24 protein-coding genes are annotated in these 23,997 nt (G+C 45.9%); 12 read left to right on the plus strand and 12 right to left on the minus strand.

Going from position 1 to position 23,997, the window contains the following annotated elements:
* Positions 1-35 precede the first annotated feature (35 nt).
* Positions 36-947 (plus strand): helix-turn-helix domain-containing protein, encoded by a 912-nt coding sequence (locus ACHUFW_RS09630; RefSeq protein ID WP_394202556.1) that lies wholly within the window; start codon positions 36-38, stop codon positions 945-947.
* 47 nt (positions 948-994) lie between these two features.
* Here the strand turns inward: ACHUFW_RS09630 and ACHUFW_RS09635 are convergent, their stop codons facing one another.
* The 6 genes from ACHUFW_RS09635 to ACHUFW_RS09660 are packed head-to-tail and all read right to left on the minus strand — an operon-like array spanning position 995 to position 8,311.
* Positions 995-1,447, minus strand: coding sequence for a hypothetical protein (locus ACHUFW_RS09635; RefSeq protein ID WP_394202558.1), 453 nt, complete (start codon positions 1,445-1,447; stop codon positions 995-997).
* A gap of 4 nt (positions 1,448-1,451) precedes the next feature.
* Entirely contained in the window at positions 1,452-2,114 is a 663-nt protein-coding gene (locus ACHUFW_RS09640) for a TorD/DmsD family molecular chaperone (RefSeq protein WP_394202560.1), read from the minus strand.
* Positions 2,115-2,160: 46 nt separating this feature from the next.
* Positions 2,161-2,793: a DMSO/selenate family reductase complex B subunit gene (locus ACHUFW_RS09645; RefSeq protein ID WP_394202561.1), complete on the minus strand. Its 633-nt coding sequence runs from the start codon at positions 2,791-2,793 to the stop codon at positions 2,161-2,163.
* A 14-nt stretch (positions 2,794-2,807) separates the two neighbouring features.
* On the minus strand, positions 2,808-5,321 hold the full coding sequence (locus tag ACHUFW_RS09650) for a DMSO/selenate family reductase complex A subunit (protein WP_394202563.1): 2,514 nt from the start codon (positions 5,319-5,321) through the stop codon (positions 2,808-2,810).
* Positions 5,322-5,351: 30 nt separating this feature from the next.
* The gene (locus ACHUFW_RS09655) at positions 5,352-7,349 is read right to left on the minus strand and encodes an MtrB/PioB family decaheme-associated outer membrane protein (protein ID WP_394202552.1); all 1,998 of its coding nucleotides are present in this window, start codon (positions 7,347-7,349) and stop codon (positions 5,352-5,354) included.
* Positions 7,350-7,360: 11 nt separating this feature from the next.
* Positions 7,361-8,311, minus strand: coding sequence for a DmsE family decaheme c-type cytochrome (locus ACHUFW_RS09660; RefSeq protein ID WP_394202554.1), 951 nt, complete (start codon positions 8,309-8,311; stop codon positions 7,361-7,363).
* A gap of 805 nt (positions 8,312-9,116) precedes the next feature.
* On the opposite strand from ACHUFW_RS09660, the gene menD reads away from it, so the two are divergent.
* The 4 genes from menD to menE are packed head-to-tail and all read left to right on the plus strand — an operon-like array spanning position 9,117 to position 14,078.
* Positions 9,117-10,817, plus strand: a complete 1,701-nt coding sequence (gene menD / locus ACHUFW_RS09665) for a 2-succinyl-5-enolpyruvyl-6-hydroxy-3-cyclohexene-1-carboxylic-acid synthase (protein ID WP_394202565.1) — start codon at positions 9,117-9,119, stop codon at positions 10,815-10,817.
* Positions 10,817-11,593, plus strand: a complete 777-nt coding sequence (menH, locus tag ACHUFW_RS09670; RefSeq protein ID WP_394202566.1) for a 2-succinyl-6-hydroxy-2,4-cyclohexadiene-1-carboxylate synthase — start codon at positions 10,817-10,819, stop codon at positions 11,591-11,593. Before menD ends, menH begins: the two co-directional genes overlap by 1 nt.
* Positions 11,590-12,630 (plus strand): o-succinylbenzoate synthase, encoded by a 1,041-nt coding sequence (gene menC / locus ACHUFW_RS09675; RefSeq protein ID WP_394202568.1) that lies wholly within the window; start codon positions 11,590-11,592, stop codon positions 12,628-12,630. The genes menH and menC overlap by 4 nt, the downstream gene beginning before the upstream one ends.
* Complete coding sequence (gene menE / locus ACHUFW_RS09680) at positions 12,627-14,078, plus strand: o-succinylbenzoate--CoA ligase (RefSeq protein WP_394202570.1); 1,452 nt, start codon at positions 12,627-12,629, stop codon at positions 14,076-14,078. The genes menC and menE overlap by 4 nt, the downstream gene beginning before the upstream one ends.
* Before the next feature lie 96 nt (positions 14,079-14,174).
* Here menE and rpoH read toward each other — a convergent pair whose 3' ends face one another.
* From rpoH to ftsY, 4 genes are all read right to left on the minus strand, one after another.
* Positions 14,175-15,032 carry an RNA polymerase sigma factor RpoH gene (rpoH, locus tag ACHUFW_RS09685; RefSeq protein ID WP_394202572.1) on the minus strand — a complete coding sequence of 286 codons (858 nt, stop codon included), beginning with the start codon at positions 15,030-15,032 and terminating at the stop codon, positions 14,175-14,177.
* A 228-nt stretch (positions 15,033-15,260) separates the two neighbouring features.
* The gene (gene ftsX, locus ACHUFW_RS09690; protein WP_394202573.1) at positions 15,261-16,226 is read right to left on the minus strand and encodes a permease-like cell division protein FtsX; all 966 of its coding nucleotides are present in this window, start codon (positions 16,224-16,226) and stop codon (positions 15,261-15,263) included.
* Between the two features lie 10 nt (positions 16,227-16,236).
* Complete coding sequence (gene ftsE / locus ACHUFW_RS09695; protein ID WP_394202575.1) at positions 16,237-16,929, minus strand: cell division ATP-binding protein FtsE; 693 nt, start codon at positions 16,927-16,929, stop codon at positions 16,237-16,239.
* A 94-nt stretch (positions 16,930-17,023) separates the two neighbouring features.
* Positions 17,024-18,526 carry a signal recognition particle-docking protein FtsY gene (gene ftsY, locus ACHUFW_RS09700; RefSeq protein ID WP_394202577.1) on the minus strand — a complete coding sequence of 501 codons (1,503 nt, stop codon included), beginning with the start codon at positions 18,524-18,526 and terminating at the stop codon, positions 17,024-17,026.
* A gap of 270 nt (positions 18,527-18,796) precedes the next feature.
* Here ftsY and rsmD point away from each other — a divergent pair, with 270 nt between their 5' ends.
* Together rsmD and ACHUFW_RS09710 are read left to right on the plus strand one after the other, a co-directional pair.
* Positions 18,797-19,378: a 16S rRNA (guanine(966)-N(2))-methyltransferase RsmD gene (rsmD, locus tag ACHUFW_RS09705; protein ID WP_394202578.1), complete on the plus strand. Its 582-nt coding sequence runs from the start codon at positions 18,797-18,799 to the stop codon at positions 19,376-19,378.
* Positions 19,379-19,405: 27 nt separating this feature from the next.
* Positions 19,406-19,693 carry a DUF1145 domain-containing protein gene (locus ACHUFW_RS09710; protein WP_394202580.1) on the plus strand — a complete coding sequence of 96 codons (288 nt, stop codon included), beginning with the start codon at positions 19,406-19,408 and terminating at the stop codon, positions 19,691-19,693.
* Here ACHUFW_RS09710 and ACHUFW_RS09715 read toward each other — a convergent pair.
* Positions 19,690-20,151 (minus strand): GNAT family N-acetyltransferase, encoded by a 462-nt coding sequence (locus tag ACHUFW_RS09715; protein WP_394202891.1) that lies wholly within the window; start codon positions 20,149-20,151, stop codon positions 19,690-19,692. The genes ACHUFW_RS09710 and ACHUFW_RS09715 overlap by 4 nt on opposite strands.
* A gap of 346 nt (positions 20,152-20,497) precedes the next feature.
* Positions 20,498-21,061 carry a NapC/NirT family cytochrome c gene (locus tag ACHUFW_RS09720; RefSeq protein WP_394202582.1) on the minus strand — a complete coding sequence of 188 codons (564 nt, stop codon included), beginning with the start codon at positions 21,059-21,061 and terminating at the stop codon, positions 20,498-20,500.
* A gap of 390 nt (positions 21,062-21,451) precedes the next feature.
* On the opposite strand from ACHUFW_RS09720, the gene ACHUFW_RS09725 reads away from it, so the two are divergent.
* From ACHUFW_RS09725 to ACHUFW_RS09745, 5 genes are all read left to right on the plus strand, one after another.
* Positions 21,452-21,880 carry a hypothetical protein gene (locus ACHUFW_RS09725; RefSeq protein ID WP_394202584.1) on the plus strand — a complete coding sequence of 143 codons (429 nt, stop codon included), beginning with the start codon at positions 21,452-21,454 and terminating at the stop codon, positions 21,878-21,880.
* 115 nt (positions 21,881-21,995) lie between these two features.
* On the plus strand, positions 21,996-22,424 hold the full coding sequence (locus tag ACHUFW_RS09730; RefSeq protein ID WP_394202586.1) for a DUF2057 family protein: 429 nt from the start codon (positions 21,996-21,998) through the stop codon (positions 22,422-22,424).
* Positions 22,425-22,547: 123 nt separating this feature from the next.
* Positions 22,548-22,970 (plus strand): hypothetical protein, encoded by a 423-nt coding sequence (locus tag ACHUFW_RS09735; RefSeq protein WP_394202588.1) that lies wholly within the window; start codon positions 22,548-22,550, stop codon positions 22,968-22,970.
* A gap of 250 nt (positions 22,971-23,220) precedes the next feature.
* Positions 23,221-23,688: a heavy metal-binding domain-containing protein gene (locus ACHUFW_RS09740; RefSeq protein WP_394202590.1), complete on the plus strand. Its 468-nt coding sequence runs from the start codon at positions 23,221-23,223 to the stop codon at positions 23,686-23,688.
* Between the two features lie 23 nt (positions 23,689-23,711).
* On the plus strand, positions 23,712-23,997 hold a 286-nt coding region (locus tag ACHUFW_RS09745), incomplete at its 3' end, for a heavy metal-binding domain-containing protein (RefSeq protein WP_394202592.1).

The following is a 23,997-nucleotide window of genomic DNA, read 5'->3' on the forward strand; positions in this document are numbered from 1 at the left end:
CTATATTAGAAGAGTGTCAAAATAATCATTTTGTCATGCCTGATGAGTTCAGCCATATATTGCAGTTGGATGATTTCAGTTTTACCAATCTCAACTTACCTATTCGCGTATTCGATACAATCGAGAAAAACAGCACAAATCGCCACTTTTACGCCGATATGGAACCCCATGTTCTGCAACGTTGGATGCAGACCTTCAGGCGACTCAACCCAAAGGCAAGCTCTACGGCTGAGCAGTTATTCTACTTTTATCGTCACATTGCATTGGAAGTGGGTAATCTCAATTGGCGGATTGATGAAGATGATCAAGCAGTCTATCTAATCGCTAAAAGAGCGAAACTAGCACGACATTCAATATATGAAGACTTAATGCTAAAGAGTTTTTTAGAAGCATTATTAATGCAAGATAGCATTGAGAATAAAACTCAGTTTGAATTTCATATGCCATATGAATTAAATCAATATCAAAAATACACCTGCATTAATAATCTAGCGCAGTACAAAATTGAAAATTTAATTGTTATCGCCAAAAAAGCCAAACACGAAATAAACCAGCAGCTAGTACCGGCGCTATCAAACTCAATGGTCAGTATTAAAGATCAAATTGTGGCTGCAGCAAATGCAATATCGCCACAACAACTCAATGTAAATAACTTAGCTTTTATGCTGGGGATCTCCCCAAGAACGTTGCAACGCAAAATAAAACCCCATGACTTGTCGCTAAAAACGATTATTCAACAAGTGAAGTTTCAACATGCCAAACACCATTTGATCAATAACCACGGCAATATTAAACGTACCGCTTGCGACTGCGGCTTTATTGATCCTAGTCGGCTAACCAAGCTGTTCTTGAGCCAGTGTGAATTGACACCAAGCCAATATGTAGAAAAACAGCGAGCCAGTACCACAAAAAACGCCAAGCGCGCGATACCTGCCGATGTTATTTAAGGTGAGAAGTCAGGCTGAAAAGGCGGATTAAGAATGAGTTAGGACAATTATCCACGACCCATATTGCGCTGCGAACGGCGCTGAGTGTTACGTTGATGTTCAAGTTGAGACATGGCCGACAGCACTCGCGACCCCATGTCGACTAATGCATTATCATATTGGTCTGCATGCTGAGTGATGTGATTAGCAAAATGCACGGTAATTGACATAATGAGTTGTTCTGCCTGTGAAAGCGCTTGCTGATCAACTTCTTTGACAAACAGCAACAAAAAGCTTTGAAACAGACCTTGAAAAACCAATGGCAGCGTTAACTCATACTGCTGATCTTTCGATAATGGCGGTAATTCGATCATCGCGGCAATCAGGTTACACACTGTAGTACTAGAAGTGGCTCCCACAAACAAATGGCTCAACGGCTCTTCCTGCTTAATAAAAAGATGCAGTTGGTGGGCATACTCAGCCTTTTGCCATTGTCCAGCGACCGATCGAATTACACTCATAACCTTACCTGAATAACCGCATTGGCATAGGTACAACCTGAAGATGGCTCGCCAACTGAGCTTCAAAGTCCTTAGCCAGCATAGCAATCGCCTTGTAAAAATCAGATTGTGCGTGCTCAATAGCTAAGGTTAAACAACGACCAGACCAAGGCAGTAAATGTTGTTGCAACAAGATCACCAAAGGCTCAAGTATCGCTTTATCTTCTGGATTTTCGGCAAGCTGACCGAGTAACTGATCAATCACCGCATAAATTAACGCGATATGATCCAACGGCTGATTATATTCAAGGTTAAAGCTAATCTGATGTTCTTTATAAAACGCCATCAGTGCCACCGTTGAATCATCATTTAGTAGTTGCTGCTCACAAAGATAAACCGAGCCCCATGGCATTGCTGTAGGCTCACCTGGACCAAAAAACAATTGTCCATAATCGAGCTTTAGATCATTTAACTGCTCAACAGACCACTGATTAATAAAGTCAGCGAGTAACTGCCGGCCCTGCTGATTGATTGGCGAGTTACCAAGCTGCGGCCAAGTTTGTGCAAGCCCATCATCAACAAATGCCTGAATAGACGCTTCACTAGGATAGCTCAGTAAAGTGTTATGCAGTACGCGAGCGATGGCCTGCAACGCAAGCAGTTGGTCTGATTTTTCGTTGTTTGTCATAGGTAATTTCTCACAAAATGGCGCCCAATAAGGGCGCCGTATTAGCTTAAACTTCTTTGAAGTTTAAGATTTCACCATTACCACCTGAAACTGGCTGGCCGTGCTTATTAGCCTTGATAATCAGGTTTGGTGAAGTGATGCTTTCTGATGGTAGCGGCGCAATGTGACCATCGCCATTACCATATTTAGCGGTCAAGTTATCCATGGTGTCAAAGTCCAGCGCGCGAAGTGGGCATGAACCTACACAGATAGGTTGTTTACCCTCGGCAACACGATCGGCACAACCATCACACTTGGTCATCACTTTACGTTGTTGGTCCAGCTGTGGTGCATCGTAAGGACATGCACGCGCACAACTTTCACAACCAATACACTGCTCAGCAAACACCTGCACTAAGCCATCTTCACGACGTTTGTGCATAGCGCCTGTCGGACATGCTTTGACACACACTGGCTCATTACAGTGGTTACAGCCTAATGACATATAGTAAGAGTACACATTTTGCTCGAAACTACCGTCAGCATTAGTTGACCAGCTACCGCCGCCATACTCGTAAACGCGGCGCCAATTCACACCTGCGGGCAGATCTTTTCTATCTTTACACGATACATGACACGCTTTACAACCAGTACACTTGGTGGTGTCTACATAAAAACCATATTGGGTTGGTTCAGTCATCTTTCATTACTCCATCAAGCTTTTGCAATCTGTACACGGTTTGTGTGTTGTGGGTTACCTTTCGCCACAGGGCTAGGTTGGTAACGGGTTAAGGTGTTGATACAGCCACCAATATCCACAACATGACCTGAAGGTCCGACACGACCATTTGGATCGGGTTGATACCAAGCCCCTTGTCCAAGACCTGCTACACCTGGAAGAATACGAGGAGTAATACGTACCGGTACTTCAATGGTTCCGCGCTTGCTCCAAACGTGAACTTTATCGCCCTGTGCTAGACCACGAGCGTAGGCATCTTGTGGGTTCATCCACACTGCATCTTCTACCGCTTCACGTAGCCAAGGTACATTGTGGTAGCTTGAGTGAGTACGGCCTTTAGTGTGAAAGCCCATCAATTGCAATGGATAGTCTTCAAGTGACTCTTCATCATCAAAACCTTCCCAAGTTTGCTGATACTTAGGTAGTGCCGTGATGTAATCACCTTTCACTTCATCATTAAATTCCCACTCAGCCGCTTTTTGAGCAAAACTTAGCGAGTAGATTTCCACTTTACCTGAAGGCGTACCAAGTGCTTTGCCTTCATTAATAAAGCTGTCTAGCGCGATACGCTTAGAGCCATTAAATGAACGGAACACACCAATTTTTTGTGCTTCTTCATAGGTACTTGGTAGTGGTGGAATCGCATCAGCGCTGGTAGATTGGCCACGCGTGCCTTCATATAACTGATCTAACCAAGCGGCTTCGTCCTTACCTTCTGAGTACTCGCCATATACGCCCATTTTCTTGGCGATTTCGCCGCACATGTCGTACATAGACTTACATTCCCACATCGGATCAACCGCCGCTTTCATGGCAACGAGATAACCCATCAAACCTGTGGCATAACTGTTGTCAATCAGATCGTTCGATTCCAACCAGCTGGTATCTGGCAACAAGATATCGGCATAACGTGCAGAAGGAGTCATCCAGCAATCAGCAACAACAATCAACTCACACTTAGTATCATCTTCTAAGATCTTATGCGTGCCATTTGAGTCTGAGTGTTGGTTAATCAGCGAGTTAGAGTTAATTGCAAAAATCGCCTTCACATCATGGCCAAGTGGCGTATCTAAATCTTCCATACCACGCACACCGTCTTTACGTGCTGTCATTTCATGACCACGCTCGATAGCGTCAGAGAAAGTAAAGAATGAAATCGACTCTTTAACCGGGTTAGATAGGCCTGACATTGAAGACTTTCTCATGCCGCCTTGAACCGGAATTGCACCGTTGTTTACACCTGCTTGACCAACTTTACCGGTCAAGAAAGGCAGCATGTAACATGCACGCATCGCTTGTTCGCCGTTTGCATGACGGTTTACGCCTGCACCGGTAATGATATAAGGCGCACGGGCGTTCATGATCTTACGGGCGATGTTTTTGATATTGCTTTCTGAAATACCACAAATGGTCGCAGCCCACTTTGGTGTTTTTGGCTCGCTAAACTTGCCAACACCTAAGATGTAATCATGGTAGTTCTCTTCCACATCAATATGCTTAGCATATTCCAACTTAGTGGCATCACCAGAGGCTTCAAACTCTTCTTTAGTTTTCACTAGTGACTCGCGATCATAACCAACGCAATACTTGTCTAGGAAAGACTTAGAGTTTTGAGCAACCCAGCCAGAGCTAATCATTTCATAAGCAATAGCTTCAGCAAACACTGCATCTGTGCCTGGACGGATTGCATGCCAGCTGTCTTCTTTACCCGCCATAGAATCGGTATAACGAGGGTCAACCATGATAAGCTCAATGCTTGGATTCTTTTGAATCGCTTGCAAGAAGTCATAACCTTCACCCGAACCACTTTGACGCATTTCACTTGGGTTATAGCCGATGCCTAAAAACAGGTCACTGTCTTCAACGCACACCATTGAGCTACCATTGGTAGAACCGCCGGCCCATGTTGCCGCAGCCGCTTCTGTTTGCTGCGCCCAAGAGTAGTTACCATAAATATTTAGGAAACCACCATTAAGGTTTAAAAGACGGTTAAAGCAGCTTGAGCTTGCGAAGCCATAATATGCGCCTGAACCATACAGTTTTAAAATAGAGCGGTTACCAAATTCATTGGTGATACGCGATAATTCGCTCGCGATTGTTGAAGCCGCTTCATCCCAACTGATAGGTACAAACTTACCTTCACCACGCTTACCGATACGCTTCATTGGCGTTTTTAAACGATCTGGTGCATAAGTACGCTGCTTTAACGAACGACCACGAGCACAAGCACGAATTTGATGGTTGTAACCATACTCATCGGTGGTTTCATTATCTGCTTCAACGCGGGTGATCACACCATCGCGGCTAAAGACTTTAATTGGACAGTTTGAACCACAGTTAACCAAACAAGCAGACCATGACTGCACTTCATCCGTCACTGGTGGCTCAGGTGGATTCACATTGGCATCATCCGAGCTCGTCTTACAACCCGTTACTGTTGCCGCACAACCCAGTGCTGCACTCGCTTTCAAAAAACTTCTACGTTCCATACCTCTATCCTCGTAGTTCACTGCTTGCGATTAACGCAATTTGTAGCTAAACGACAACATCACTTGGTGTGCGTTATAGTCATGATTGATGTCACCCAAGGTCACTAAACCTGGAATACTATTGATGTCCGTTACCGCTGCATCTGTGTCGTAGTAACGCTCGTAGCGATAACTCAACTTCAATGCCATCTGCTCATTCAGCGCATAGTCCGCATACACACTCGCACTGTGGTTATAGCTGTAATAATCGCCATAAGGACGTGTGCCCTCTGTCGTCACATAGGTGTCACTCACCGAGTTGCTAAACAGGTAATCCAGCCCCAAGGTCAGCTTGTCTTGCATCAAACCGCCATAGCTCAAACCCGCACCTATGTTGGTAAACTCATCTTCAATGTCGCCATACCAATCCGCCGTGCCAAATGACTGACTGCCCGCCTGAGCTGAGTTAATCCACTGCTGACCGGCAAAACCATAAGCGTTCACATGCTTGCTCAACTGCAAACTCACACTCACGTCATAGCCGTAGTCTTCCGACTCAGTTAAACCGATTTGTGTCTCGTCATAGTCATCCTTGGCATAACGGGTGTTGATATCTAAGCTCATCCAATGCACTGGACTGTGGTTAACACTCAACTCCACCGCATTGCGTTTGCGGTCAGCTAAGTAGTACTTGCGCATCAAGGCGTTTTGCTCTGATGAAGTCAGTGCATCTGCTTCATACTCAGAGCCGCCGCGATTAGCATGCTCCGCCTTTAAGTTGATGTTGAAGTTGTCAAACGCACGCACGTTAAACTTCATCCACAAGCTGTCATCATGCGTCTCTTCACGCTCACTGAAGCTACGCTCCACCTCTTTGCGGTCATAACCTGCTTGGATACGGTAGCCACTGGCGATGCGGTAACTGGCGTTCACCTTGTAGGTGTTGCGCTCATAATCCCGTGGGGTGTTTTGTCTAAAGGCCCCTGTGACACTGTTGAAGTTGTACTGGGCAAACTCCGCCACTGAGCTCTTGTTGTCGCGCTTGCTGTAATCCACGCTACCGCCAATGCGTAAACGGTTGGTCAGCATCGACGTCACCGCTAAGCGGCCATCTAAGGTGTCCACTTGTCCATCCCAGCTTTGCAGCGGGTTGCCGCTCATCTGGATAAGGTCATCGTCTTGTATCATCCGCCCGGTCACTAAGCGGCCGCTCATCACCGTGCGGTTTAGCTGGTATTGACCCGACAGTGACACTTGGTGAGCTTGGTTGTCTGGGCTGGCAGCGTACACATCGTTAAGATGCGGTAAGCTCAAGTGGTTGATGTTGTTCTCGTAAAAGCTGCCCATGTAGCTCAGCTCGGTTATCCAGTTGTCACCGTTCAGCGCTAAGCCTGCATCCCACTGACGGGTCGTTGCATCCACCGGTAAACCAAAGTTCACTGGGCTTGGCGTCACAATGCTGCTCGACTGATGGCCAGTTTTGTCTTCTTGGCTAAAGCTCACTGACGCGCGATAAAAGTCGCGGCCATAGTCAAAACCTAGGCCTATCTTTTCCCGCTCAAGGGCTAAATCAAACTGATTCACACTCACGCTCGGCGTCAACATGCCGTTGTTGTGCCACAGCTGACTTTGCACATCACCCGCTTGGTAGGTCTTTAAGTTGCTGTAATCAAACGCCAACTCATACAACCCCGCTTTACCAGCACTTAAGCTTAAAAAGCCGTTGTCCATCCCTAATTGATGCGCTTGCAGTTGACCGCGATAACCTGATTCATCTTGGTAACGCACATCACCGCTCACCGCGCCAATGGCGCCATCTTCTGCGGTGCCTAACGCATTACCGGCATGGATATCGCTGATATTGTTGTAGCCCGCCGACACACTGACACGGCCTTGGTAACCGTTATTGTCACCACAGCGTTTACACTCATACTTGCTCTGGTTCACCGATGAGGTATTAGCATTACCCACACCGAAGTCGGCACCCATCGCTGAGCCTGACACCGCCATTATCGACAGCGTGATAACATTCATTTTGAATAACTTCATCTTGCTCTCCGTTAGCGTTGCAGCAAGCTGCCTGAAGGATGGTTAGAGCCATGAATTTGGCCGTGACAGTTCAAACAGCTCTTACCGCCACCGAATGCATCCATACCTGGCTCTGGCACCACGCGACTCGCATGGCCATCATTGGCATGACATTGTTGGCAAAGCTGAGGGGCGCGATGTTTCAATAAATCATCGTTCACACTGCCGTGCGGGTTATGACAGGTCACACAGTCTTCCGTTACCGGCGCGTGCTCCCAAAGAAATGGACCGCGTTTTTCTGCATGGCAGCTGTAACAGGTATCGTTAACCGTCGGTTTTGTCAGCGCACTTTCACTCATCGAGCCGTGGGGAGCATGACAGTCAACACAGGTCATCTGGTCCCACTTCAGTGGGTGCGATGAGCGCTTGTTCATGTCCGCTTTTTCTTTGCTGTGGCAGCTAGTACAGGTGTCATTCACTGTCAGCTTGTCCATCACCGGATCTTTAGCGCTATGCACTTGGTGACAGTCACTGCAAGCCACTTCTTCAAGGTTGTGGGTCGAGCTGTGCCAACTCATTTGCTGGGCATCGTTATGACAGCCTTGGCAAACACTGTTTTGGGCGCTGGCCGACAGCTTGCTGTCAGGGCCAAAGCTAATCATCGGCTCCTTGCCGCCTTTGTTGTGATTGCCCTGTGGGCCATGACACGCTTCGCATTGCAGACCGGCCATCGGTGACTGGCTGCTGTTACCTTGACCGTGAACACCATCGAAAATGGCCATCACTTTTTCACTGCGGCGGTGGCACATTAAGCAAGAGTCTGCGCCTTTAGGTGAGTACTCACCTGCGGCGAACTTCTCTACTAAGGTCGCTTCTAACTGGTCACTACTGAGGTCGTCCCACGGCGTCGCGTGAGCGGAGCTCAGCAGTCCGAGACTGAGGAGGGTGCTTAATACGGCTATATAACGTCGATACCATTTCATAAATACACCTTAAAATGTATATAGGTTGCATGTTTATTTGTAGGAGTAACTCGCTTTAATAAAATGATATAGAAATCACTATTTATGACCGCATAATTCAATTGCCGGAAAGCGCCATCAGTGATTCAGATCAACAATTAAATGCGCAACAATTAACATTGAAAAACCAGAATTACTCGACGGCAATATTAATGCATTTAATTTGTATAAATGGATTTGTTAAATGGTGATTTAGGCAAAATGCTTCAATGAACAAAATTCCTAAGTAAAGGTGATAAACAGCACATATGAACTGATAATGATTAGCATTAGCAGCTAAAACCACTAAAAATGCAAGTATATGATATTAAATTAAATAGCCATATATTAAGGTATTTTTAAGCTTTTATCGGTTAAATTTGATATATACAATTGTTAAAAAAAGCGTTATTTGATCGTTTATGAATATAAGATCTAGCTCAAAATTATTTTAAATAGTTCACGGCTTTACTTGTTTAATTAACATACATTATAAATTTCAACATTAGTCAAACATAATTGAACCGTTCAAATTAAAAACAGGTAAAAATAATACACTTTTATTTTTATATGCTTTTATACCCCCTCGAAAGTAAATACCCCATTAATTAAATTGAACGCCTAAACAATCATGCAACTAAAATAATAATTAAAAATAACTTATTAATCGCTTAGCGAGGATTTTAAAGGTTAGCCATCACCACTGGCAGTGTAAAATCAGTATCAAACATACTCCTCAAGGCAAAATCGCGTTAAACTAATCAAGTTAATAAGTTAGGTAAATACTATGCAAACCAATAAGACCGCTGAGCTCAACCTCTTATGGGGAACATTAATACTTGAAGAACTGGCTAGGTTAGGTGCCAAACATGTTTGTCTTGCGCCTGGCTCGCGATCGACCCCCCTCACCCTAGCGGCAGCGAAGCAAACAAAGCTTAAGCAGCACTTACATTTTGATGAGCGTGGTCTTGGCTTCCTCGCCCTTGGTCTGGCTAAGTCTAGCCAAGCGCCGGTAGCAATTATCACCACCTCAGGTACAGCGGTCGCCAATCTGTACCCTGCCATTATTGAAGCTTGGCTAACCCAAGTACCACTGATTGTGTTATCTGGAGATAGGCCACCAGAGCTGATTGACTGCGGTGCGAATCAAGCCATCATGCAACCTAACATTTTCGCCAATTATGCCAAGTCAATTAATCTACCGACTGCCGATCTGAGTATCGCACCTGAAGTCCTACTAACCAGCATAGACAACGCCCTAGCCAGCACTAAAGGCCCGGTTCACATCAACTGTATGTACAGAGAACCTTTGTATCCTAGTCGAATGAGTAATGATTTTACCGACTACCTTGCTAGCTTAGGCAATTGGCAGCATGGCCATACACCTTATACTCAATATGTGAATCCTGCTCCACAAGCCAGCCCAGCCAATGATATGTTGGCGCGCTTTGTCCATGGAAAAGGGATCATTGTCGCCGGTACCTTGCCACCTGAAGCTGACCCAATGCTATTGGTAGCGTTATCGCAGAAGCTTGGCTGGCCCATTGTAGCTGATGCCCAGTCGCAACTTCGCCAGCACCCTGGGGTGATCGGCCATATTGACCAACTACTCCATCAACCAAAAGCGTCGGCACTGTTACGCCAAGCAGAAAAAGTGTTGGTTTTTGGAGGCCGCTTATTATCAAAACGCTTAATGAGCTTTATCGATGAACAAAAGTGGAAAGAATATTGGCAAGTTTTACCCACCCATCACCGGTTAGATCCACAGCATAATACTAAGCAAATTTGGCTAGCTGAACTGTCGCATTTTTGCCAGCTTACCTGGCCGCGCTCGTCATCAGCCCATTGGGCGTTGGCATTAACGCAATACAATCAGGCGCTCGAGGATTTATTCCAACAACAGATCGATCAAGGCGAGTTTGGTGAGGCGGCCGTAGTGCGCCACATTAGTCAGCATAGTCAACAACTGTTTATTGGCAACAGCTTGCCAGTACGCCTATACGATATGTTTGCCCCAATTACGCCAGAGTGTCCCAAGATTTACACCAATCGTGGTGCCAGTGGCATTGATGGCTTACTCGCCACCGCATGTGGTATTGCTGGCGATCAGGAGCAAGCGACCACCTTGATTATCGGTGACATCTCGCAGCTACATGATCTCAACTCATTAGCCTTGAGCAAACAAAGGCAGTGCCCCTTCATTGTGGTGATTTTAAATAATGATGGCGGCAATATTTTTAATCTTCTGCCAGTGCCAGATGAGAAATTGCGCAGCGACTATTACCGCCTTTCCCATGGCTTAGAGTTCGGTTACGCCGCTGCGATGTTTGGCTTACCCTACAACCGAATTGAAGATATCGATACCTTTAAAGCCGTCTACCGCGAGGCGAGTTGCTACAATGGCACCTCAGTCATCGAAGTTTGCGTAAGCCAACATCAAGCCAGTGAGCAAATTGCTCGACTAGCAACTTGGATTAAACAGCACTAATGGGCCAGTTTAGTTGCCACGGCGACCCTCAAAATCCGCCACTCGTCTTACTGCACGGCTTTTTAGGCAGTCAGCAAGATTGGTCGACGGTGATTGAGACAATCAGTCAGCAGTTTTACTGCGTTAGCATTGACCTGCCGGGCCATGGGGCTCAAGCACATCAAGGCATTAATAGTTTTGATGATGTGGTTGCTGTGATTTTGCAACAGTTACAAGCCATCGGCATAGCACGCTTTCATCTACTGGGCTATTCCTTAGGTGGCCGTATCGCCTTGCATATTGCTAAGCAGGTTCCTGATCGAATCCTGAGCTTGCATTTAGAGTCATGTCATCCTGGTTTAACCTGTGAACAAGACAAACGCGATAGAAAGCAGGCTGATGGTAAATGGGCGCAAAAACTGGCACAACTATCAATGGTGGATTTCTTAGCCCTTTGGTACCAACAGCCAGTATTTGCAGAACTTAACCCAGCCCAGCGACAAGCATTAATCCAGCGACGCAGTCATAATCAACCTGACGCCTTAGCTGAGATTTATAACGCCACCTCACTGGCAAAACAACAAGACTTAGCTCTGGTGCCTAATCTATTACCGCACCGATGCCATTTTTATGTGGGCGATCAAGACTCTAAATTCCTTGCAATCGGCCAACAGTGGCAACAACAAACCCAACTATCCTTACATGTTATCAGGGACGCGGGTCACAATGTGCACTTGGCTCAGCCCACGCTTTTTTGCCAGTCTTTGTTGACCCAGCTACTCAAGGAGTTCAAATGAGCCAGCTCTCGCTGAAGTTATCTCGTTACCGTATAGCGCTATCAGCTCACTTGCCAGTCGCCTCCCAACGTATTGATCACCGCCAAGGGCTGGTTCTTAGTGCTAGTATTGATCAGCAGAACCACTATGTTGAAATCGCGCCGTTATCCGGCGTCGACATTGAAGGCAAACCATTGCATGGTTTTAGCCAAGAAACCTTAAATGAAGTGGAAGTCGAGTTAGCTAAATTATTACCTGAGCTAGCCAGTCAAGGGATTGCTGGACTGCAAGCAGCGGCAAAGTCCAGTCGCTTTCCATCGCTAGCCTACGGGTTAAGTATGTTGGCCGCTAAACTAAGCGGTCAACTTCCCGAGGCACGCCTGACGCCCAATAAGATTCCTTTGTTATACCAAAACAGCAATGAGTCACTCACCGATTTGCAAAACAAAGTTCGCGCGTTAGGCTCGGATATCACCCGCGTCAAAGTGAAAGTGGCACAAGCCGAGCTAAGCCAAGAGATCGCCATGATCCACGGCATTTTAGCCATAAGGCCTGATTTAAAACTTCGGCTTGATGCCAATCAAGGGCTATCGGTAGGTGATGCCATCGACATGCTCGCTTGTTTGCCTCACGAGGCGATTGAATATATCGAAGAGCCATGCGCCACAGTTGCAGATTGTGTTGCGGTCTATCAGGCAGTCGATATCCCATTTGCTTTAGATGAAACTTTGAACCATGCAGACTATCAATTTGAACCACTGCCAGGGTTAGCTGCGGTGGTGATTAAGCCTATGTTGCTTGGTGATATTTCACCGCTGCAGCAATGGACATCAATAGCCCAAGAGCATGGGGTTGCGGTGATCTTAAGCTCAAGTTTAGAGTCAAGTTTAGGGATCGAGATGATTAAAGACCTTGCGCAGCAACTCAGTCCTGACCAGCCACCTAGTATCGATACTTTAGCACCATTTAGCCAAGATATTATTGTATCGACAGGGGGAAAACCTTGCTTGAGCTTTGAGCAACTGACATCGGTCGCCGTAGCGGGTGATATGCAATGACGCAGGCGCTTTCTCCGCTGCACCATAGCGCACAAGCGTGGCCACAACAAACCGCAGCCTATGTTTGGCAAGCAAGCAGCTCGGCCTATCAGGCCATCAGCTATGCCCAATTAAGCCAGCAAGTTAGTCAAGTTAAACAGCAATTAATGGCGCAAGGCGTAACAGCTAATAGCCGCCTATTGGTGATTGACGATAACTCGCTAACACAAGTCATCCTCTACTGGGCCTGCGTTGATATAGGCACCCTGTTTTGCCCTATCTCCGCTAAGTTTCCGCCAGCGCAAATCAGCGCTTTGTCAGATCGGTATGACTTTGACTACTGCTGGACCAGTTCGCACTATCTATCATTAGCACCGCAAAATACCACCGCTGTCGATATTGATATTGACAGTTCAGCACCGGTTCATGCTTCTCCCCCTGTAGCATTTGACTGGCAGCGTGCCTGTAATGTGATTTTAACCTCAGGTTCTAGCGGCTCCCCCAAAGGGGCGGTGCACTGTCTTAATAATCATATTGCTAGCGCCCGAGGATCTGCGGAGCTTATCGATATTGTAGCCAGAGATGCTTGGTTATTATCTTTACCGCTCTTCCATATCGGCGGTCTTGCGATTGTTAATCGCTGCGCATTAGCGGGCGCAGCCATAGTGCTACCAGCCGGTGAACTTTCTCTAGTTGAACAACTTGATGCCGCGCCTATCACTCACCTATCACTGGTCGCAACCCAGCTAATTGGCTTACTCAAAGATAAGCCTGAGCGGGTGCAGCAACTTAAAGCCTTACTGCTTGGTGGTGGCGCAATCAATAGTGAACTCACCGCGCAACTGTCTCGTTTAGGCTGTCGCGCATATACTAGCTATGGTATGACTGAGATGAGCTCGCAAATCACCACCGGCGATGCCTCACAACAAGGCAGCGGTAAGCTACTCAATTATCGTCAATTAACTCTGGTTAACCACAAGATATATGTCAAAGGCGATACCCTGTTTAAAGGCTATCTTTACCCGAGCGATGAGCGCAGCTCGCACGCGCATCCATGGCATTGCCCTGTTGATAAAGACGGTTGGTTTGACACCCAAGATAGGGGTGAGTGGCTGGATGATGGTCAATTAAACATATTAGGCCGCAGTGACAATATGTTCATCTGTGGTGGTGAGAACATTCAACCAGAAGAGATTGAGCAAGCATTGTGCTGCCACCCCGATATCGATGAAGCCATTGTGTTTGCTATCGCTGATGACAAGTTTGGCAACTTACCGGCGGCGATTATTAAAGGTAGCATCAATCAACATGCCACGTTGCAGTCGTATTTAGATGAATTTTTGTCCCATAACCTTGCGCGCTTTAAACGTCCACGGCAGTATTTCCCTTGGCCACATGTTGCGCAAACAAGCTTAAAAGTCTCGCGCAAGGCGATAATTGCCGCAGCTAAACAGCAAGTGAGTTGCTAAATCTAGGGTGTTAATACAAAGGGGGTTAATACAAAAAAACCTGCCAGCGGCAGGTTTTCATCATTTAGCAGTTAATTGGTCAACTAGTTAGCCAAGTTAGGCTTCCATTCGCCCTTTAAGCTTGTTCATGGCATTTTTTTCAAGCTGCCTGATGCGCTCTGCTGACACTTGATAGGTTTCAGCGAGTTCTTGCAAGGTGGTCTTTTCATCATTTAACCAACGTGCTTGCAAAATGTGCTGACTACGCTCATCTAAGGTTTTAATTGCAGATAATAGTCGTGCTTGGTTGTTGGCTTCTAGGTTGTCGTTTTCAACCTGAGCGGCAAGATCTGAAGAGTGATCCTCCAAGTAATGCATAGGAGCATAATCTTGGTCATCATCATTGTCACTGGCTAAATCAAAAGCCGGATCTTGTGCTGCCATACGCGATTCCATCTCAGTCACATCTGACTTAGATACGCCTAGGCTATCAGCCACCATACCCACTTCTTCATCGCTAAACCAACCAAGACGCTTTTTAGCTTTACGAAGATTAAAGAACAACTTACGTTGTGCTTTAGTGGTCGCAACTTTAACAATACGCCAATTTTTAAGGACGTATTCATGAATTTCGGCTTTAATCCAATGCACAGCAAAAGACACCAAACGTACGCCCACATCTGGGTCAAAACGTTTAACGGCCTTCATCAAGCCGATGTTGCCTTCTTGGATTAAGTCGGCCTGAGGCAGACCGTAACCTGAGTAACCTTTTGCCACATGAACCACAAAACGAAGATGCGACATAATCAACTGCTTTGCAGCCTGCAGGTCACCGGTTTCTTGCAAGCGTTTTGCAAGCTCATACTCCTGTTCCGCTTCCAACATCGTAATGTTGTGAGCAGAATGGATGTACGCCTCTAAGCTGCTTGAGCTTTGGGGTACCATCAGTGCCATTGATTGCGTTTGACTTGTCATTAACGCTCCTAGTTTCATTTTACAACGGGTTAAACTTTAACTTTTTCACATGAAGTACAGATGACACTTCCTGTGGCAGCTCTAGAACGGGTGTTTCAATAGAGCCAAGTTGATGAACTATCGGTGATCTGACAAGGGATGTCAACCGTCTAAATGCTGCAAATTAAATTTTGCGCAATTTAATAGACATTGCAAATGAAAAATAGTTCATCTAAAGCGCCAAAAGCCCTATGAAGGCTCGATGGCTCTAAGGTGTTGACGTACAGAAAGGTATGAGCCTAACCAACCTAAAAACGACGCTAAAGCAACCAGTTGCCCCAGTTCTGTCACGGTCAGTGACTGCATTTCTAACTGGCTACCATATAAACCCAGCAATTCTGCCAGCGCACCGTCTAAATACCAAACAAGTAAATTAATTATCATCCAAGCCAACACGCCACCTATCACGCCATACCAAATACCGGTGTACAAGAAAGGCCGTTGAATAAAGGACTCGGTGGCACCCACTAACTTCATCACTTCAATTTCGGTACGACGGTTCATGATGGCAAGTCGAATCGTGTTACCAATCACTAATACCACAGCTAATACCAACAGCGCAGCAATCGCCAGCACAGTGCGTTCGAGCAGCTTGACTACTGCCTGCAGGCGTTCAAGCCACTCAATATCGAGGCGACCAAAGCTGACTTCGGCCTCTTGCTCCAACTTACGTAATAACTGCCTAGCACCCGCTGGACTGGAAAACTTTAAACTCGGGGTTACGGTGACAACGGCAGGAAGTGGATTGTCATCAAGGTAGGCCAATGCCTCACCAAACCCTGACAAGGTCTGAAACTCTTCCAGCGCTTGGTCACGATTAATATAGCTAACCGCACTGACTTCTGGATAACTCTCTATGCGGGTGATTAAACTCTGAATGGTGCGCTCGCTGCGGCCTTCATTGATAAACAGCGATATTTCAGCGGCGCTATTCCATGATTGAGTGACGGTTTCGGCATTTTTCACCAACACCTGTAATGCCGCTGGCAAACTTAAGCTCACCCCCAGCACTGCCATGGTCATCAAGGATGATAACGGATTACGCCAAAGCTCTCCCATACTTGCCATCGCATGTTGAATATGGCGAATAAAGAACATCACAATGCGCCCAGAAAGCGGCAATTTACTACGATTTAATTGAGGCTGCTGTGCCATGTTGTTCACCTCATTGAGTCGACAAGTTAGCCGAAGTCGCTAACTCATCACCGCCCAGTACACGCCCTTGTTTTAAGGTTAAGGTGCGATATTTCATTCGCGCAATTAAGCCTAAATCATGGGTAGCAATTAACACTGTCGTACCCGCATCATTAAAGGTTTCAAACAGGCGCAAAATATCCATAGAGAGTTTTGGATCTAAGTTACCTGTTGGCTCATCAGCCAATAACAACGGTGGTTTGTTAACAATCGCTCTGGCAATACCCACCCGCTGCTGCTCACCACCAGATAACATAATCGGATTGTGGCGCTCTTTACCATAGAGGCCAACCATATCCAGTGATGCTAATACCCGCTTCTTAATTTCGTGATGAGAAAAACCTTCTATAACTAAAGGTAAGGCGACGTTATCGAACACACTACGATCCATCAGCAGGTGATGGTTTTGAAATATCATCCCGATATCTCGACGAAGGAAAGGCACATCGCTACGTTTAATTTTAGCGATATCGTGACCATTGATTGCCACGCGCCCCGCGTTAGCACGTTCAATGACGGTAATCAATTTGAGCAAGGTACTTTTACCAGCACCTGAGTGTCCGGTTAAAAACGCCATCTCACCACGCTGAATATGAAAGCTCACGTCTGAAAGCGCTTTTTGCCCGCCCGGATAGACTTTGCTAACTTGCTCAAATCGAATCATGATTACCCAATATTTTTGATGTTGTTTTAATGTCGCTCCTGCAACTTAACGTGAACGACTTAGCATTGCAAAAACAACCTAACCCATTGTCCAACTAAGCTGATTTATCTTCTTCAGCCTGACTAAACAATGCATCAACAAAATCTTTAGCGTTAAAGGTGCGTAAATCATCAATCTGTTCACCGACACCAATATGACGGATCGGAATACCAAACTTATCCGCAATCGCAAAGATAACCCCGCCTTTAGCGGTACCATCAAGTTTACTGATGGTGATCCCGGTGACACCTACCGCCTCTTTAAACAGCTGGGCCTGGCTAATCGCGTTTTGGCCCGTGCTCGCATCTAAAGTCAGCATCACTTCATGGGGAGCAGTTTCATCTTGCTTTTTCATCACTCGCACGACTTTTTTCAGCTCATCCATTAAATGACCTTTATTTTGCAGTCGACCAGCAGTATCAGCAATCAGTACATCGATGTTACGTGCTCGCGCCGCTTGCAGGGCGTCAAATAAGACTGACGCACTATCGGCACCGGTATGCTGAGCAACCACAGGAATATCGTTACGCTGCCCCCAAACTTGCAGCTGCTCTACCGCTGCGGCTCGGAAAGTATCGCCTGCCGCTAGCATGACTGATTTACCTTTGGCTTGGTATTGCTTCGCCAACTTACCAATAGTCGTCGTTTTACCCACACCATTAACACCGACCATCAAGATAACAAATGGGCCATCTGCATTTTCAGGCACCAACGGCACATCGACAGGTGCTAGGGTTTTATGCATTTCTTCGCGCATTAAATCATACAAGGCCTCGCCATCTTTAAGCTGTTTGCGGCTAGCCTGTTCGGTCAAACTATCAATCAATCGCGTGGTAGTTTCGACACCAACATCGGCAATCAATAATTGCTCTTCGAGCTCTTCAAACAGCTCGTCATCGATTTTTTTACCTTTAAATAAGCCGACAAAACCACTACCGATATTTTCACTAGTGCGCTTTAACCCACGCTTTAATCGAGCGAAAAATCCTTCTTTAGTCGGCTTAGCTTGTGGTTCTGGCTGGGCTTCTTCAATAGCCTGCTGTTCTTGCTCAGCGGCAATGCGCTCTGCTTCTAATCGTTCAGCCTCGGCGCGCTCAGCTTCAATACGGGCCTGCTCTGCTTGTTCTGCTGCAATACGCTCCGCTTCTAATCGCTCAGTCTCTGCACGCTCGGCTTCAACACGAGCCAGCTCTGCTTGCTCCGCAGCAATACGCTCCGCTTCTAATCGCTCAGCCTCCAAACGCTGTGCTTCTAATCTCGCAGCTTCTGCACGCTCAGCTTCAATACGGGCCTGCTCAGCTTGCTCTGCGGCAATACGCTCGGCTGCTAATCGCTCCGCCTCTGCACGCTCTGCTTCAATACGGGCTTGCTCAGCTTGCTCTGCGGCAATACGCTCGACTTCTAATCGCTCAGCCTCGGCACGTTCCGCTTCAACACGGGCCTGCTCGGCTTGTTGCTCTTCAACATTTACTGGTGTGCTGACCTCTGCGTCAACTTTGCTGACTTCCTCTTTCGACTTGTCTTTACGAAACCAGGAAAAAAAACCTTTCTTTGCCATGTGTAGTACCAGTACTCAACTAACTGATTTAAAAAATGCGCCCCACAAATACTCGGTGGGTACTAAATATGCAGGGCATTATACCCAATCATCACAAAAATTAACCTGCCACTTGCGGTAAAATGCCACAAAAATGCTCGTCAAAACGCAATAAACCACAGCGACTCACCATTTCGCTATGCTTTAAGGTAAAATGGCGGCCAATATTTGGCGAGACAGTCTAGCACTTTCTCACTCTAGGCAACATCTATGTAATGGTGGCAAAGATAAATGGCAAAAAACCGATCTGCTAGCGGGCAAGTACGTATCATTTCAGGCCAATGGCGCTCACGCCGCTTACCTATTCATGATCTTGAAGGGTTACGTCCAACCACAGATCGTGTCCGAGAAACGCTATTTAATTGGCTGGCAGGAGACATTGCTGGCGCGCACGTATTAGATTGTTTTGGAGGCAGTGGCGCATTATTTTTTGAATCACTATCACGCTATGCCCAATTTGCCCATGTTATCGAACTTCAGAAAAGTGCTGCGCAGCAACTGCAACAAAATCTACAAACATTAAAATGTGAGCCACAACGCGCCCAAGTCACTCATGGAGACACGTTGCAAATTCTGGCTCAACAGCCGCAGCAACAGTTCGATATTGTTTATATTGATCCGCCATTTCGTAAAGGGCTTGCAACGCAAGCCATTACCCTACTGGACCAACATCACTGGCTAAAAGACAACGCACAAATCTATGTGGAAACAGAAAGCGACATGCCGTCGTTAGCCGTACCTGCAAATTGGATGTTGCTCAAAGAAAAACAAGCAGGACAAGTCACTTATCGGTTATATCAATATCAACCGTAGCATCAGCAATAACTTGAGAGAATTGACATGAAATTTGTTATTTTAGTCGGCAAAGCATTAACTTTGGGCGCATGGTTGTTAATGTTCTTCAACCTAGTACAGCCGTTTGAAGGTGATATCGCCATCATCCTCTATATTCTGTTGGCCGTCACTGTGTTGATGCACCTGTTTCAAGTGGCCATTTTTCATACCTTGTTTAAACGTTATTTATCGCTTAAAGCCAGCGACTATCTTCAGGTCTTCGCTTTTGGTGCGTTTAGCTTATTAACTTATCGCCAGAAAGTGCTAGATCAAGATCCATCACAACAAGGTTAAACCGCCACCAGCTTGGTCATAAATACACTGTTAGGATCAAGCTGGTAATCCGCAAACGGACCACATTCCTCAAAACCGAAGCTCTGGTATAACTTTCTAGCTGGAATAAAAAAGTCCATGCTGCCAGTTTCTAAACTCAAACGTTGATAGCCTCGACTCTTAGCCTGACGAAGCAAGTGTTTAAGCAAGGTTGCCGCCACTTTCTGTTGACGAAATGCCGTAGCGGTTCGCATCGACTTTATCTCACCGTGCTCTGGCGTCAGTTGCTTTACCGCGGCGCACCCTGCCAATTGGTCACCCTGCCACAAGGTCCAAAAAGTCACTGAAGATTGCTTCAGTTCAGTCAAATCGAGCGCATGAACACTTTCTGCAGGCGAAGTCGAATGCATATCTTGTAAATGCTCTTCCAATAAAGCAATCACTTGCGGGTGGGTTAAATCTCCCACGGAAATGCGCATCACAATTAATCCCTCATCTAGTAATTAAACGATCCAGTCTGCGATATAACCTAATACCAATCGGCATAAAGATGTGATCGCTCAGCGAGAGTTTAGCACTTTGGGCGCTTTTTTGACTGCCTACTTCTTCATTGAATAACTTCCCCAATAGCACCACTATTACTTAAGTTATTCGTCTCGAACTAGTTGGCCAAAAATAGCTCTGAGTAGATCACTTTCTCATGCCGATTGGGATAATTTGTTTATCCACTTTTGTCGACGATTCAGCAGATTTTGGCCACAAAAAAGCCCCAATCAATGTTGGGGCTTTTAAAAGTCTTCGCTTTACGGCTATCTGTTCAGGCGATTAGCCTTTTGGATAAACGTGAGCAACACCTTTGTGGCAATCTACACAAGTCTTGCGCTCTGCAGGATCTTTCTTGAAGTTGCGCTCGTGCATTCTCTTAGCCATTTTCTTCATTGACTCAGGCTGATTCTCGTAGATACGAGTGTGACAGTGAGTACAGTTAGCAGAATCATTGCCTTTGAAGTATTTCAACGCTAGATCAGCTTGCTCTTTACGGTTTTCATCTAACCACTCTTGAGTGTTGAAACCGTCAATAGTTAGGTAACCATATAGATCTTTCGATACGATGATTTTCTTAACTAGGTACTTAACTGGGTTGTGAGGTAAGTGACAGTCTTGACATTGAACAGTCACACCAGCGCGTCCACCACCGTGAGCAGATGCCAATACCTCATCCTTCAAAGAATGATTGCTATGGCACGACATACAGAACTCATCTGTACTGGTTGCGTGTAAAGTTTGTTGTGTAGCGAAATAGCCCACAACACCAACAACAATACCAACCACTAATAGGGCTAGTACTGAGTATTTCGCGCTCGGTTTAAATAGTGCACGCCAGTTCATCACTCTTCTCCAAAACTATGATTATTTTATATTCTTACAGCACTTCATCTCTATGTTTAGATTATAAACCCATTAATCATATTTAATCTGGGTTTAAAGGCGCAAAATGAGAGCTAGCTCTAACTCTATTTACCAAAAGCTAGAGATTGACACTTCCCTGCATCTATATGCGCTATTGCTAAAGCTAATGCATAGACCCATTTTCCGCAAGGTTTTAGCCTTAAACAGATGAATTATTTAGATTTTCATGTTTTTTGATTTATATAAATCCCTAATTAGCTAGGAAAAACAACAAAAACAATGAAGAAATTTCCGATCTTTGTGAAACTAATTTCGAATCGTGGCGGTCTACTTTATCAACACATTCACCTTCAGACCTGATGGCAGATAATGAAACGGCTAATGATGCAGGGACTCTTAATTATCGCTTTGGTTGGACAAGCTTTGTTCACACCAGCGATGGCTATGCCCAGCTATCTTCATGCCGCCTCTCACGCCAACCTTGATAGTGAAATTGCTCAGTCTGATATCGAAGTCTGGCAACCCACAGATACATTGACGAGCCACTCTAGCACCAACGATAGTCACTGTAATAGTGGCGCCAGTCATACAAATGCTCCTGCTATCGATTGCGATGCGCTATGTGAAATGCTTAATAGTGGCGATTGCTTAGCCCATTGCGCAAGTGCCCACGGCATATTGCTTCAGGCGCAGGTGAGTTTGCTGCCGGTCGCGGCTGAAAAACCGCAAATTCAATATGTTTGGTTTATCGAAACCGCCTATTTACCGCCAATTAATCGACCTCCAATCGCGCTGTAGCGCTACCTCATCCTGATCTAACGGGACAGTGCCCCAAATGCTTAACACAAACTCAGGTGCCAACACTGATATGTATCGCTGCGCCTGAAAACTACAGACATTTTTGGAGTCAATTATGAATACCTTACTTAACACTGTTTTTGCTGCTGCACTGCTTTTGGCTACTCAAGTTAATGCAACCACATTAGCTTTTCCTGACACCATTAAGGTTACTGGCGTCAACGGCCAACACACTAGCTACAATCAAGTGGTAGATCTTCAACAAGGTCAGCAACTTATTGAAATACAGTATCATGATATTTTTGCGGCCAATGCCGATGATTCAGGCGCATGGGTTAAGTCCGACCCACTTTATTTGTTAGTCAAATTTGCTGACGAAGCTGACTACCAACTAGAGCTTCCGCAAATCTACAGCGAAGATGACGCCTACGATTTCCTTAAACAACCTATGTTGACACTGCGCAGTAGTGAAGGCCAAGCTGAGCAAGTGACACTGATGACCCATCATCAGCTTATGTCAAAGCTACTATTTGCACGCCAATAGCAGCTAGGTGGTTCGCCTCTATCAGGGGAAAGTTGCATTACTTGTGTTGAATATTGTGAAATTCATCAATGCAGTTTCCCTTAACCATGATAGACTTACCGTGTCTCATACAATGGAATTTTCATGTTGAACGTCGTCCGTCGCCAAACATTAGTTATCTTTACCCTGCTAGCCATGCTAGGTCAGGTATTGCTGTCTAATGGTTTTGCTATGGTACCAATGGCGCAAGCTGAAGAAAGCCACAGTATGATGCAAATGACAAATGGAGCAAGTTGTCACACTGTCACCTCAATGGAAACAGCCAGCCACTGCTGTGATGCTGAGCTATCTGCAACTCCGCTTCCCGAGGATAATCAGCACTGCTGTAACGGTAATGGAACTTGCCAGGCAGACTGTAACCACTGCTTGGTGATCTCAGTGACAGGCACTCTGTTTGACGTTAAAACATGGTCAGGTTTTAACGGTTCGCAACACGCCATGGCCACTCAAATGCCTCATTTCCACTCTATCTCGTTAGCAAGAGATCTGCGCCCTCCAATCGCTTAGGCTGTGTAAGCTTATCATCGATATACGCGCAAATTTTTAATTAACAACAGTTTATATCTATCACGATTGATCTTAGTTAGTTTTATATCAGGTCACAGCCTGTTATCTCATGCTACTGGTGCAATGAACTCTGCCTAGTACCAACAAACAACTGATATTAATTGGGATTTTTTATATTAGCCTTTACCTATTATGCTACCCACACTATTGGGAGCACAGTAAAAGGCCATCATCATGATGGAGTGAATAAATGAAAACCTTAGTCAGTTTAGTATTATCTGCATTTTTAGCCTTTGCTATGGCACCTCAGGCCTTGGCGCATCAACATGGACATGGTGAGCATAAAGCTCAAGACTATGCCTGCCCTATGCACCCTGAAGTACAAGGTGTAAAAGGTGATTCATGCCCTAAGTGCGGCATGGACCTAGAAAAAGTCGCAGCGGATACCAAACAAAAAAACTGCCCACACGCAAAAGCCGCTGAGCACAAAAACTGCCCACACGCTAACAATGGTGAGCATAAGAATTGCCCGCATGCAAAAGCAACTGAGCATAAGTGCGACAACTGCCCAAAAGACAAACATCACCACGCACAGGCAAAGTATGATTGCCCGATGCACCCTGAGGTGACAGGTAAAAAAGGCGATACCTGCCCTAAGTGCGGTATGAACCTAGAACCAGTAAAAACGGCGAATGCTCACCAGCATAAGCATCACTAAGCAATAGGTGGAGTTGAGGCATTATGAGTTCAAATCAAACAAAAAATCAGGCGCTAGCTTACCTATTTAGCACGGTGCTACTAATAACCCCTCAAGTGGGGTTGACGCAATCCCATGATCACCACGGTCATCAGCACACTCAATCTGAGGTACAAGGTCAGCACTATTACTGCCCGATGCACCCAGAGGAGACAAGTGACCAGCCAGGACGCTGCCCTAAATGTAACATGTTTCTCGTGACAGGCGAGAAAGAAGGTAGCAGCGACGAGCAGGCCAGTGAGCACAAATACTACTGCCCGATGCACCCGG

The sequence above is a fragment of the Shewanella waksmanii genome (assembly GCF_043643685.1).
Lineage (GTDB): Bacteria > Pseudomonadota > Gammaproteobacteria > Enterobacterales > Shewanellaceae > Shewanella > Shewanella waksmanii_A.